The organism is Streptomyces sp. NPDC050988, from assembly GCF_044456225.1.
Classification (GTDB): domain Bacteria; phylum Actinomycetota; class Actinomycetes; order Streptomycetales; family Streptomycetaceae; genus Streptomyces.
Genome location: NZ_JBITFQ010000009.1, coordinates 334,574 through 347,969 on the forward strand (window position 1 = coordinate 334,574; position 13,396 = coordinate 347,969).

Consider the following 13,396-nt stretch of genomic DNA (forward strand, 5'->3'; position numbering starts at 1 on the left):
GCTCTTTCCCGAAAGGACATCAAGCCAGGCGTTCGACGGTTCGTGCTACACCCACCGCCGCCGTGGGCTAGATTTCGAACGCCTCGATTCCGGACTCCATCGGAGGGGCGCTCTGCGCGGAATTACTGGAGCGGCACATGCACCCCTTGGAAGTTGTCAGACCGGCTCGGCCATTGATGCAGGGAGGGCTCGCGGACAGTCTCTTCGAGACGGCTGAACGCGATCCCACCCTGTCTCAGCTGGCCCGCCGTTCGGACGCCGCTCCGGGGGCCTGGGAGCCGGTGGCCGCGGTCGAGCTGCGGGACGAAGTCGTGGACGTGGCCCGGGGCTTCATCGCGGCCGGGATCTTCCCCGGCCACCGTGTGGCCGTCATGGCGCGCACCCGCTACGAGTGGACCGTGCTCAGCTACGCGCTCTGGTCGGTGGGCGCCGAGATCGTGCCGATCTACCCGACGTCGTCGCACGAGCAGGTCGGCTGGATCCTCAAGGACGCCGGCTGCGTCGCGGTCGTGGTGGAGGACGAGCAGGGCATCATGACGGTCGGCTCCGTGTGCGCCTCGCTGCCGGCCCTGCAGCACGTCTGGCAGCTGGACTCCGGGGCCCTGACGGACCTCATGGAGCTGGGCCGGTCGGTACCGTTCACCACCGTCGAGTCGATGCGCCGGATCGTGCTGCCCGACTCGACCGCGGTCATCGCCTACACCTCGGGTACGACAGGGCCTCCCAAGGGATGTGCCCTGAGCCATCGCAGCCTGGCGAGTTCCTGCGACACCCTGCTGGCCGGGTGGGGTCACACGGTGGCGCCCCCCGGGCAGCAGCCGGCCATCCTCGCCTTCCTGCCGTTCTCGCACGTGTACGGCCTCATGATCCAGGGGCTGTGCATGCGCGGCGGGATACTGATGGGGCACGTGCCCGATCTGCGCGCGGAGACGCTGTCCGCCGCACTCCTCTCCTTCCGCCCCACGTTCCTCTACGCGGTCCCGTCCGTCTTCGAGAAGATCTACAAGAATTTCCTGCGCAAGGCTCAGGAGGCGGGCCGCGGCGTCCTGTTCGAGCGCGCGGTCCGCACGGCGCAGGATTTCGCCGCGGCCGCCGAGCGACAGCGGCTGGGAACCGGTCCGGGCCCCGGTTTCGATCTGCGGCTGCAACACGCCCTCTACGAGAAGACGGTGTACCGAAAGCTGCGTGCGGGGCTGGGCGGAAGAGTCCGCGGCGCGGTGTCGGGCGGCTCACCCCTCAACCGTGAACTCGCCCTCTTCTACTCGGGAATCGGGATTTTCGTCCACGACGGATACGGACTCACGGAAACCAGCGGGGGAATTACCGCCCAGCCGGTGGGCCGGGAGAAATTCGGAACCGTCGGACGCCCCCTGCCCGACATGGAGGTCCACGTCGCCGAGGACGGGGAGATCCTGGTGCGGGGACCCTCGGTCTTCCAGGGCTACATCAACGACGAGGCAAGCACCCGGGCCGCGCTGCACGACGGCTGGCTGGCCACCGGCGACATCGGCCGGCTCGACAGCGAGGGCTATCTGAGCATCACCGGGCGCAAGAAGGACATCGTCATCACGAGCAGCGGCAAGAGCGTGGCTCCCGCGGCTCTCGAGGAGCGGCTGCGGGTCCATCCGCTCATCCATCAGGCGGTCGTCGTGGGCGACAACCGGCCCTGTGTGGGTGCGCTGATCACGCTCGATCCGGACTTCCTGGCGCACTGGCGCTCGGTCCTCGCCATACCGGGCGAGGTGCACGACCGCGAGATGCGCGAGGAGAACGCGCTGCGCGAAGAGGTCAAGCGAGCCGTCGCCGCGGCCAACAGCACCGTGTCGCGCTCGGAGTCGATCCGCGTGTACCGCGTACTCCCGGAAGCGTTCGACCTGGCCAACGGCATGCTCACCCCCTCGATGAAGCTGCGCAGGGACGCCATCGCGGACCGCTACGCCGCCGAGATCGAGGCCATGTACCAGTCGTCCTCGCGAATCCCCCGCAATCTCTCGGCCGCTGATCCCTACAGCTGGGACGACGCGGACAATGTCTTCAGGTGAGCCGTCGTGTTCACCTGAGCCATTCGTACGACGCCTGACGTGGTCAGGGCCGGGGAGACAGACATGCGACGAGTACACGGGGTCCGTCCGGCGCGGCTGGCCGGGGTGACGGCTCTCCTGGGGGCCGTCGTGGCCTGTGGGAGCACCGAATCGGGGGCCGGGGACGCCTCGCCCGGCCCCGACACCGCCCAGGCCTCCCCCACCGCCCGCCCCTCACCGTCGCACGCCCGCTTCGTCGAGGAGATCGAGTGGGCCGACGGACGCCGCGTGGGCATGTACTACGCCGCGAAGCGCGGGCTCATGGAGCAGCACCAGGACTCCGCGGGCGGGGCGTGGAGCAAGCCCCGTCTGGTCCACGCGACCAAGTCCGATCCGTGCCAGGGCATCACGCTCAAGGCCTTCGACGGCGGTACGGTCGCGGCCATCGCCGACTGGGGTCCCTACTGTTCCGACGGTGAACCGCCGATGGAGTCCATCGCCGCGGTCGGCACCAAGGGCCTGTCGCAGTGGGACACGAAGCTCAAGGAGAGCTTCGACGGCTGGGCGAAGGTCGAGGCGTCGGACGGCGCCGAGCGCCTGACGTTCACCCGCTCGTCCACCGAGTGGCTGACCCGGCTGCGCTGGAGCCGGACGGACGGCTTCGGCGACGTGGAGGACATCCGCCGGTAGGTCCCGGGTCACGAGCGGCAGCCGCGCCGCCCGGTCGGCTCTCCTCAGGAATCCGCGTCGTGCACGCTTCTTGACGCCTCTTGATCGAGAGACTTACTTTCGCAGCGATTAAAACGATTCAACCGCCAGGCCCCTCAGGGGGTCTCTTCGTGCTGCCCTCCAGGAGTGACAGGAACCATGGACGACCTCACCGCAGTTCACCGGCCGGGCATTCCACGCCGTACGCTGCTCGCCGCCGCGGCCACGACAGCGGCGGCGGGTGCGCTCACCTGGGCGGGACCCGGAAGCGCCGCGGCCGCCTCCACCGCCGGGGCCGCCTCGGGCTTCGCCGAGCCGGGCCGCGCGGTGCGGCCGAAGTTCCGCTGGTGGTGGCCCGACGGCCTGGTGCGGCCCGACGAGATCAGACGGGAGGTCGAGCAGATCGCCGACGCGGGCTTCGGCGGCGCCGAGATAGCCGCCGTGCACCACAGCGTCTCCGACCCGTCGGTGCTGGACACCGAGCGCCACGGCTGGGGCAGCCCCTCCTGGGTCGCCGGTGTCGAGGCCGCGCTGAGCCAGGCGGCCCGACGCGGCCTCACCATCGATCTCACCGTCGGCCCCGCGTGGCCCGCGGCGGTTCCCGGCATCACCCCCGACAGCGAGGCCGCCGTCAAGGAACTCGCCCACGGGGCCCTCACGTTGGCCCCTGGCACCGCCTACTCCGGGCCCGTCCCCGGGCCCGTCCACGAGGCGGCGTCCGGCGTCACCGAGCAACGGCTGCTCCTGGTGCAGGCGGCGCGGGTGAACACCGCGAACTCCACCCGCAAGGAGACCGGCCTCGACCAGGACTCGGTCCGCGACCTCACCGCCGCCGTCTCCGACGGCACGATCGGCTGGACCGCGCCCGACGACGGCACCTGGGTCCTGATCGCGTACTGGGTGCGCGGCTCCGGCCAGACACCGGAGGCCGGCCCGCACACCGACCCGCCCTCCTACGTCGTCGACCACTTCAGCGCGGCCGGCACCCGGGCGGTGACCGACTTCTGGGAGGCCCACCTCCTCACCCCGGCGATCCGCCGCCTGCTGAAGGTCTCCGGCGGCGCGCTCTTCGAGGACTCCATCGAGCTGGAGACCGACGGGCTCCAGTGGACGCCCGGCCTGCCCGACGCGTTCCGGGAGCACACCGGCCGCTCCCTGCTGCCGCTGCTGCCCGCCGTGATCCTCGACAACAGCAACCAGGTCTTCGCCTTCGAGGCGGCCGCCACCCGCCAGATCCGGCACGACTTCTGGGAGACGGTCTCCACTCTCTTCAACAGGCACCACGTCGGGGCGCTGCGCACCTGGGCGCACTCGCTAGGCCTTCAACTGCGTTCCCAGCCCTACGGGTTGCAGACCGACGCCATCGCATCGGCCGCGCTCCTGGACATCGCCGAGGGCGAGTCACTGGGCTTCAAGAACCTCGACGACTACCGCTGTCTGGCCGGCGGCCGTGACATGGCCGGGCACACCGTGCTCTCGTGCGAGGCAGGCGCCTACTCCGGCAGCGCCTACAGCACCACCTGGCAGCGGTTCCTGCGCACCATGGGCGGCGCCTACGCGGCAGGCGTCAACCAGACCGTCGTACACGGCTTCTCCTACGCCGAGCTGCCGGGCGTCAACTGGCCGGGATACGCGGCCTTCACCCCGTACAAGGGCACGGTGGGCTACGGCGAGTCCTGGGGACCGCGTCATCCGACCTGGAAGCACGTGCCGGACGTCTCCGGCTACCTGGGGCGGGTCCACCAGGTGCTGCAGATCGGCCGGCCCAGAGCCGACGTGGCCGTGTTCCGGCAGACCGGCTACACCGCCACCGGCATCGGCGCCTCCTGGTTCACCGCCACGGGCATCACCCTGGGCTGGACCCATCAGTTCCTCAGCGGCCCGCTGCTCGACCTGCCCGCCGCCACCGTGCGCAGGGGACGGCTCACACCCGACGGCCCGGCCTACAAGGCCCTGTTCGTCGAGGGCGACTTCTTCCACGGCTCCACCGTGACCCTTGCCCTGCACGACGCGCGGGCCCTGCTGCGCCTCACCCGCGCCGGACTGCCGATCGTGCTGCTCGGAGCGTGGGACGCCGTCGTGCCGTCCGGCATCCCCGCCGACGGCGAGACCGACGAACTGCGTGCGGTGGTGGCGGAGTTGCTCGCCCAGCCGCGGGTCCGTCGCGTCACCGACAAGACCGCGGTGCCGGCCGCGCTCACCGAACTCGGCGTACGGCCCGACGCCGGATACGCGTCCGCCTCCACCCTCCTGAACGCCCACCGGGTGGCCGACGGCGTCGACTACTACTACCTCTGCAACGGCAAGCACGCCGAAACCGTGAAACCGCCGGTGGCCGCCATCGACCACGACGTCACCCTGCATCGCACGACGGCCAAGGGGGTGCCGTATCTGCTGGACCCGTGGACCGGCGCAGCCGAGCGCATCGCCCTGTACACGGAGGACGGCGACACGGTCACCGTGCGGGTCACTCTCCAGCCCGCGGAGACCCTCGTCGTGGCGATCGGGCGCCCCGGCCTCTTCGGCGACCGCAACGGCTGGCTACCGCACGCGGTCGCCAGCGAGGCCCACGAGGTGCGCTTCGCGGACGCCGGACTCACCGTCCGCGCCACGACGGCGGGCACGTACCGGACCGAGCTGTCCCACGGACGCACGGTGCGTACGTCCCTCGACGACGTTCCCGGGCCGACGGAACTCACCTCCTGGCACCTGCGCGTACAGGACTGGCAGCCCGGCGCCACGGCCACCGGAACCACCGTCGTCGAGCACGACCTGACCCTGGACGCCCTGGTGCCCTGGTCGCAGATCCCGGAACTCGCCGACGTCTCGGGCATCGGCCGCTACCGCACCACGGTCACACTCGGCGACGCCTGGACGGGCGGCCGCGGCGCACGCCTCGAACTGGGCGCCGTCACCGACACCTGCCGCGTCACCGTCAACGGCCACCGCCTCGGCCCGGTCGACCAGATCCACCCGGTGGTGGACCTCGGTGGCCTGCTCCGCCGCGGGCAGAACGTCATCGAGGTCGAGGTGGCCACCCCGCTCGCCAACCGGCTGCGGGTCGGCGATCCCGGGGTGTACGGCGGCCTGGCACGGCAGGCGTACGGGCTGATGGGACCGGTACGCCTCGTGCCGTACGGAGAGGCCCGCGTCGGTCCGCCCACCCACTAGAAGCTCGTCGTGGTGTTCCGGGAGGCCGGGCTCCCCCTGCCCCGGCCTCCCGGAACCCCACTCGCCCGGCACTGTCCCCAGTCCGGCGTCGGCGGGCCGGCACCGCGGAACGCTCCCCCGTTGTTCCCCCGTGCTCCCCCGTACGCCCACGTCGGTCGCACCGGCCCGCCATGACCTCAGCCTTCACGGTCGGGCCATTGTCCGGCAGTCCCCTGTCGCCACTTCAGACAATTTCGCGGCACGAGTGGTGGGTTCTCGCCATGCCCCTTTCCCCACCGCCGCCAGGATTCGTAGCGTGCGGGGCGAAAGGTGCACACGGCGACGGGGGATGCCATGGGACGTCGTGAGCGGCCACTGGACCCGGCCGAGGGACCTGTCGCGCAATTCGCGTACGAACTGCGGAAGTTGCGTCGGGAGGCGGGCGGGATCACCTACCGCGCGATGGCCCGGCAGGCGCACTACTCCGCGGGCACGCTCGCACACGCGGCGGCCGGAGAGCGGCTGGCCTCGCTGCCGGTGGCCCTCGCCTATGCCGAGGCCTGCGGCGGGGACCGCGACGAGTGGGAACGACGGTGGCACCGGGCCGCCCAGGACACGGCCGAGGAGAGCCGCGCGGCCGACGACGAGGCAGAAGCTCCCTACCCCGGCCTGGCCCGGTTCGAGGCGAGCGACAGCGAACGCTTCTTCGGCCGGGACCACCTCGTCGGCCAACTCGTCGACCTGGTACGGGACAAGGACTTCGTCGTCCTGACGGGCCCGTCAGGCAGTGGCAAGTCCTCCCTGCTGCGCGCCGGTCTCATCCCCCGCCTGCGGAAGACCGGCCCACCGCGTGTCCGGCCCGCGACGATCCGGATCCTCACCCCGGGAGCGCACCCGGCGCAGACCCACGCCGACGTCCTGGATCCGGGCACCACCCGCCCCGGAACCGTCATCGTGGTGGACCAGTTCGAGGAACTCTTCACCCTCTGCGCCGATCCCGCCGAGCGAAAAGGCTTCCTCGACCTGCTGTTCACCGCCGTCCGCCCCGATCACGGCATCCGCGTCGTGATAGCGGTCCGCGCCGACTTCTACGGCCACTGCGCCCGGTACCGCCGACTCGCGCAGGCCGCGCAGGAGGCCACGCTCCTGGTGGCTCCCATGAGCGCGGAAGAGCTGCGCGAGACGATCGTGAAACCGGCCGCCCTCGGGGGCCTGATCGTCGAGCGGACGCTGACCTCGCGGATCATCGCCGAGATCCAGGACGAGCCCGGTGGTCTGCCCCTCATGTCGCACGCCCTGCGGGAGACCTGGCGCAGACGCCGGGGCAGAGCCCTGGGCGAGGCCGCGTACGACGCCGCGGGAGGCATTCACGGGGCGATCGCCCGCACCGCCGAGGAACTCTACGAGAGCCTCACCGGCGGGCAGGCCGACACCGCCCGTCGCATCCTGCTCCGCCTGGTGAGCCCGGGTCAGGGAACCGGGGACACACGCCGTCCGACTCGGCGCACGGAACTCACCGCGCTGGGCGGCGCTACGGACGCCGACACGGATGTCGTGCTCGAACGGCTCGCCCGCGCCCGGCTCGTCACGCTCGACGAGGACACCGTCGACCTCGCCCACGAGGCCGTGCTCACCGCATGGCCCCGGCTGCGCACCTGGATCGACGAGGACCGTGAGCGGCTCAGGTCCCAGCACCGGCTCACCGAGGCGGCGGCCACCTGGCAGGACCTCGGACGGGACGCGGGTTCCCTGTACCGGGGCGTGCGACTGTCCACCGCCGAGGAGCAGTTCGGTGCCACGGACGATCTCACCCCGTTGGAGCGGGAGTTCCTCGACGCCGGCCTCGACGCCCGCCGGGGTGAGCAGCGAGGCCGCAGGACCCGTACGGTCGTGCTGTCCGTCCTCGTGGTGCTCAGCCTTGTCGCGGCGCTCGTCGCCTGGCAGCAGAACCAGTCCGGCGAGCGGCGGCGGATCGAGGCGGAGGCCAGGCGACTCGCGGGTGTCGCGGAGAGTCTGCGCCTGTCCGACCCGGTCACGGCGATGCGGATCGGCCTCGCCGCGTGGCGCGTCGCCGACCTGCCCGAGACGCGCTCCGCGCTGCTCGGCGCCGCGGCGCAGCGGAACCAGGACGTGTTCACCGATCCCGACGGCACCGACGAGACCATGCGGCATCTCAGCGCCGACGGCCGCACGCTCCTCAGCGTCGGCGCCGATCAGGTCACCCGGTGGGACGTGGGGGCGGGACGGCGTACGGCCACCTGGCCCGGACTCGGCGGGGCGGCGAAGGACGTGGGATTCATCCGGGCGGGCGCGTCGTGGATCCCCGAGTTCGACAAGGGAAGGGCCGCGTTGCGGAACCTCGCCACGGGGCGCCGGGACGGGGCGCCGCTGGCGGTCGCCGACGGCGGTGTCGAGATGGGGACGAGCGGTCGCAGCCTCCTCGTCTACCACGCCGAGGGATCCGAGCGCCGGGTGCAGCTCTGGGACGCCCGATCCCGGCGGAAGCTCCTCGAAATCGCGCGCGACACGGACGCGAGGACGGACGCGACGACCGGCGCCCAAGTGGAGTGGGCGAGGCTCACGGCCCACATGAACCGGCAGCGGAAGGACGGCCGAGGCACGGCCCTGACGGACGACCCCGCCTTCACGGATGCCACGGTCAGCGCGGACGACCGTCTGCTCGCCCTGTGCGTCCCGGGCGAGCGCTTCGAGTTGTGGGATGTCGCCGAGAAGCGCCGCCTGGCCGCGCCCTGGCTGCCGAAAGCGACCATCGAGCAGTGCGTCAAGGAACGGACCGGGTTCACACCCGACGGCCAGTATCTGGGGCTGATCGACGCCACCGGATTCCGGGCGTGGGAGGTCGCGTCGGGCAAGGAGCTGCCTGCGGTCGCGTACCCGGGCCTGAAGGTAGCTCAACTCAGCGCGGACGGCGCGTTCTTGGTGGCGTCGGACGGCGAGGAGATCCTGGTCTGGCGGATGGACTCACCCGACTTCCCGGTCGTACGGCACCAGTTGGCCGGCGAGACCGTCCAGGAGATCAGGGTGGACACCGAGGCCGGCATCGTCCGGTACCTCGGCGGCCCGGAGGGCTCATGGGGACCCGCCGTCCACACACTGAACGTGAGCAGCGTGGTGCACACCCGCTGGGAGCCGTCCCCCGCCCTGGCCGTCGAGTTCGGCCCGGACGGCAGGACTCTTGCCGTCGCCCGCGCGGACGAGGACGGGAAGCACCTCCGGTTCCGCGTGGTCGACGGACGCACGGGACGACTACTGGCCGAACCCCCGCGTCTGCCGTGCCGGGTCCCCTCGGGAACCGCGGTGTACGGAGAGTGCGATGCCCTGCTCGCCTTCGATTCCACCAGCCGAGAACTCGCCTACGGCGTGGGGAACTACACGTCGCCGACCGCCGCGACCGAGCTGTCCCTCTACGACATTGCGCGGCGGCGCGTCACCAGCACCCTCGGCTCCGAGGAAGTCGGCCCCGAGCCACTGACCGGTATCTCCTTCGGCACCGGCGACCGGACGCTGCTCCTCTCCTCGCTGCCCGGGGCCATGTCCGAGGCCACCCGTATCTGGGACCTTCGTCGCCGGACCGTCGTCGGCACGCTCCCGGGCTCCGTCGGCGCGGTGACCTCGCACCCCGACGGCGACCTGCTCGTCACGGAGCGCGGGCAGGCCTACCACATGCCCGCGGCCACCCGGCTGCCACCCGTCAGAAGCCCCGGCAAGTCCACAGCCCTGGCGTTCAGCCCGAACGGTGATCATCTGGCCGTCGGTGACGGCTCCGGCCGGGTCGTCCTCTGGGACGGGCGGCTGGGCCGACGGCTCGGTGTACTCGCCGACCCGGACACGACCACCTACCAGTACGTGTCGGCCCTGGCCTTCTCCGCCGACGGCCGCACGCTCGCCGTCGCGGGTGACGAGGGCACCCTGCAGCTCTGGGACGTCTCCTCCCGCCGACGGATCGGATCCCCGCTCGTCACACCGGGCGACACCGTCCGCGCGCTGGCGTTCGGCCCCGACGGCAGCACCCTCTACGCCGCCGGGGACCACGCCCCCTTGCAGACGTACGAGATCACCCCGGACCGTGCGGCGCGGACCGTCTGCCGTCGCGTGACCACAGGGCTGTCGCGGGACGACTGGGACCGCTACGTCCAGGACATCGCCTACAGACGGAGTTGCCCGAGTGGCTAGACCGATCTCCGGGCCTACCTGGGCGGACCCCGGGCTCCACTCTCCCGCCGGGGCGCCCCGGCGAGGAACGCCACCGGCCCGCGACCGCCTGAGCGGTTGCGGGCCGGTGCGGCGTTCTCGACGGAGACCGGATCTACCCGGAGGCCGCCGCGACGACCTCGTCCTCGAACAAGCCCACTGGCGTGGAAATCGCCATCGCCGGTACGGGCATCTCGCGGGGCGTCCGCCGGGCCTCGCGGAGACTCGGCGCGGGGCCCGCCGGGACCAGCGGGGCGCGCTCGATGGCACGGGCCCGGCGCGAGAACCAGACGATCTTTCCGCCGGTGTCCGTGCCGCAACAGCCCCAGCCGTCGCTCAGCGCGGCGATGCGGGCCAGACAGCCGGGCGTGGCGGACTCCGGGTGGAACCCGCCGTCGTTGTCGGCGACGGCGGTGATGAGGTGCTGGCCGTTCCACCACATCTCGATCGTGGTGTTCTTGTCGGCCGCGTGCTCCCCGATCGAGCGGAGCAGCACATCGGCGCAGTGACAGACGGGCTCGACGAGGTTCCCAAGGTTCCAGTACCGGAGATGGGCGGCCAGAATGCGCCTGACCTGGTCGACCCGCTCCGAACTGACTTCCACGTCGAGGTGGTAGTAGCAGGGCACTACGGTCTTCATCGTCGTTGGCTCCTCACCGGCGAAGCTCTTGCTCCTCCTCGCCCCTGCGGGCCGAGCCCCGAACACGAAGCGTGAGCAGTGATCGCTTCTGAGTCAGTCCCAGAGTGGGAGCGGTACTCCATTCGTGCAACACGAGAGAGCGCCGCATGTAGTTGAAGCGACAACAGGACGTTGGGTGTCACCGCGTGCACCATGGGTGAGGGCGTCGGCCGCTGTAGTCGGTCGATGCCTCTCCGCGCACGGGCTTCACGCACGATCCGGGCGAACCGTGCGCATTCGAGGGAGTGGAAGGTGACCAGTGAAATGCTGCTGCCTGCCAAAGCCGAGGTCGCCAGGCATCTCGAGCTGTACCGAGCCTGGGAACGCATGATGCTCGCGGCCCCCGCCGACCGTGCGGCGCGGGGCAATTTCGAGGACACGGGATACACGCTGTGCGTGCTCATGGGCAAACGCTGCGCGCGGGAGGCCGTGCACGCCGCCGAGCGTTACCTGTCGGTCGGGCCGGGCGCCCGCCGCCGCGACCGGGCCAAAGGCGGCTCGGCCAACGCCAGGCGCCCCGCCAAGTCCGGCAGGCCCGGCCGTTCCGACGGTCTCGCGACAAGCCCTGTGGCGTAACGGGGCCTCCCGCGCTGCTGCCCGGTTCGGACCGGGCGCGAGAACGGCGACAGCAACGAGAACGGCGAAGGACGCAAGCACAGCGAAGAAGGCGCAGTAGTTCGCAGCAGACGACGGAGGTGAGATCCATGACCGACAACCCGGCCGACGGCCGTGTCCCCCCTGTTGGCCGCGTGCCCATCGTCCCGATCGGCCGCGTCCCTGTGGTGGATGTCCGACCGGCCGTCGACCGCGGCACCCGCCCGGCGAAGGCGGTCCCGGGCGAAGCCTTCCAGGTCACCGCCACCGTCTTCGGCGAGGGTCACGACGCGGTCGCCGCGAACGTCGTCCTGCGCGATCCCCAGGGCCGTACGGGCCCCTGGACCCCGATGCGCGAACTGGCCCCCGGCACCGACCGCTGGGGCGCCGACGTCACCCCGGGATCGGTGGGCGACTGGGTGTACTGGGTGGAGGCCTGGTCCGACCCCGTGACCACCTGGCGCCGGACCGCCGGCATCAAGATTCCGGCGGGCATCGACGTCGGACTGGTCCTGGAGGAGGGCGCCGAACTGTACGAGCGGGCCGCCTCCGGGGTCCCGCACGAGGCGGGGAGAACAGCGGTACTGACCGCCGTGGACGCTCTGCGCGACGAGTCCAGGCCGCCGATCGCCCGTCTCGCCGCCGCCCTGACCCCGGACGTGGACGCGGCGCTGGCGGACCACCCCCTGCGGGAACGGGTCTCCCGATCGGCGCCGCTGCCCTTGCTGGTGGAGCGGGAGCGGGCGCTGTTCGGCTCCTGGTACGAGTTCTTCCCGCGCTCGGAGGGCGCGGTGGTGGAGCCCGACAAGCCGCCGGTCAGCGGCACCTTCCGGACCGCCGCGCGACGGCTGCCCGCGATCGCGGAAATGGGCTTCGACGTGGTGTACCTGCCACCGATCCACCCCATCGGTACGACCTTCCGCAAGGGCCCCAACAACAACCTGTCGGCAGGCCGCCGGGATGTCGGGGTGCCCTGGGCGATCGGCTCACCGGAGGGCGGGCACGACGCCGTCCACCCGGATCTGGGCACGATCGATGACTTCGACGCCTTCGTACGGCGGGCCGAGAGCCTGGGCATGGAGATCGCCCTGGACTTCGCCCTCCAGTGCTCACCGGACCACCCGTGGGTGGAGAAGCACCCGGAGTGGTTCCATCACCGATCGGACGGCACGATCGCGTACGCGGAGAATCCGCCGAAGAAGTACCAGGACATCTATCCGATCGCCTTCGACAAGGACATGCCGGGGCTGGTCGCCGAGACCGGGCGGATTCTGCGGTTCTGGATGAGCCATGGTGTACGGATCTTCCGCGTGGACAATCCGCACACAAAGCCGGTGCTGTTCTGGGAGCAGGTGATCGCGGACATCAACCGCACGGACCCCGATGTCATCTTCCTGGCCGAGGCGTTCACCCGCCCGGAAATCATGCATGCCCTGGCACGCGTCGGTTTCCAGCAGTCGTACACCTACTTCACCTGGCGCGACACCAAGGAAGAACTGACCGAATACCTCACCGAACTCTCCAGTGACGACGTCGCCGCGTACATGCGTCCCAATTTCTTTGTGAACACGCCCGACATCCTGCCCGGGTACCTCCAGCACGGCGGCCGGCCGGCTTTCGAGGTACGGGCCGTCCTGGCGGCGACCCTCTCGCCGGCCTGGGGAATGTACGCCGGATACGAGCTGTGCGAGAACACGCCGTTCAGGGCGGGCGGTGAGGACTACCTGGACTCGGAGAAATACCAGCTGCGGCCCCGGGACTGGGAGTCCGCCGAGCGTGACGGACGTTCCATCGCGCCTCTCATCAGTTCCCTGAACCGGATCAGACGGCAGCACAGCGCACTGCGCCGGCTCAGGAATCTCCACTTCCACGACACCGACAACGACGCGGTGATCGCGTACAGCAAGCGCGACGAGTCCGACACGGTTCTGATGGTGGTGAACCTCGACCCTCACCACACCCAGGAGGCCACGGTCTCGTTGGACATGCCACGACTCGGCCTCGACTGGCACGAGTCGATGCCGGTGCGCGA

7 protein-coding genes are annotated in these 13,396 nt (G+C 71.0%); 6 read left to right on the forward strand and 1 reads right to left on the reverse strand.

From position 1 onward, the window contains the following. Window positions 1-176 precede the first annotated feature (176 nt). From ACIBEI_RS22340 to ACIBEI_RS22355, 4 genes are all read left to right on the forward strand, one after another. The gene (locus tag ACIBEI_RS22340; RefSeq protein WP_398891373.1) at window positions 177-2,042 is read left to right on the forward strand and encodes an AMP-dependent synthetase/ligase; all 1,866 of its coding nucleotides are present in this window, start codon (window positions 177-179) and stop codon (window positions 2,040-2,042) included. A 63-nt stretch (window positions 2,043-2,105) separates the two neighbouring features. Further along, window positions 2,106-2,711: a hypothetical protein gene (locus tag ACIBEI_RS22345; RefSeq protein ID WP_398891375.1), complete on the forward strand. Its 606-nt coding sequence runs from the start codon at window positions 2,106-2,108 to the stop codon at window positions 2,709-2,711. 177 nt (window positions 2,712-2,888) lie between these two features. Continuing rightward, window positions 2,889-5,900: a glycosyl hydrolase gene (locus ACIBEI_RS22350; RefSeq protein WP_398891377.1), complete on the forward strand. Its 3,012-nt coding sequence runs from the start codon at window positions 2,889-2,891 to the stop codon at window positions 5,898-5,900. A gap of 333 nt (window positions 5,901-6,233) precedes the next feature. Further along, window positions 6,234-10,073 carry a hypothetical protein gene (locus ACIBEI_RS22355; protein ID WP_398891379.1) on the forward strand — a complete coding sequence of 1,280 codons (3,840 nt, stop codon included), beginning with the start codon at window positions 6,234-6,236 and terminating at the stop codon, window positions 10,071-10,073. A gap of 133 nt (window positions 10,074-10,206) precedes the next feature. On the opposite strand, the gene ACIBEI_RS22360 is transcribed toward ACIBEI_RS22355, so the two are convergent. Then, a complete protein-coding gene (locus ACIBEI_RS22360; RefSeq protein WP_398891381.1) occupies window positions 10,207-10,731 on the reverse strand; it encodes a pep a2 in 525 nt (174 codons plus the stop codon). 303 nt (window positions 10,732-11,034) lie between these two features. Between ACIBEI_RS22360 and ACIBEI_RS22365 the strand changes: the two genes are divergently transcribed. After that, a complete protein-coding gene (locus ACIBEI_RS22365) occupies window positions 11,035-11,346 on the forward strand; it encodes a DUF5133 domain-containing protein (RefSeq protein WP_398891424.1) in 312 nt (103 codons plus the stop codon). 128 nt (window positions 11,347-11,474) lie between these two features. Further along, a partial coding sequence (locus ACIBEI_RS22370; protein ID WP_398891383.1) for an alpha-1,4-glucan--maltose-1-phosphate maltosyltransferase occupies window positions 11,475-13,396 on the forward strand: 1,922 nt, incomplete at its 3' end.

Bases quoted from the DNA above. Each gene is read 5' to 3' on its own strand.
- ACIBEI_RS22355 (WP_398891379.1), top strand. From the start codon at position 6,234: ATGGGACGTCGTGAGCGGCCACTGGACCCGGCCGAGGGACCTGTCGCG.
- ACIBEI_RS22360 (WP_398891381.1), bottom strand. From the start codon at position 10,731: ATGAAGACCGTAGTGCCCTGCTACTACCACCTCGACGTGGAAGTCAGT.
- ACIBEI_RS22350 (WP_398891377.1), top strand. From the start codon at position 2,889: ATGGACGACCTCACCGCAGTTCACCGGCCGGGCATTCCACGCCGTACG.
- ACIBEI_RS22345 (WP_398891375.1), top strand. From the start codon at position 2,106: ATGCGACGAGTACACGGGGTCCGTCCGGCGCGGCTGGCCGGGGTGACG.
- ACIBEI_RS22340 (WP_398891373.1), top strand. From the start codon at position 177: ATGCAGGGAGGGCTCGCGGACAGTCTCTTCGAGACGGCTGAACGCGAT.
- ACIBEI_RS22365 (WP_398891424.1), top strand. From the start codon at position 11,035: ATGCTGCTGCCTGCCAAAGCCGAGGTCGCCAGGCATCTCGAGCTGTAC.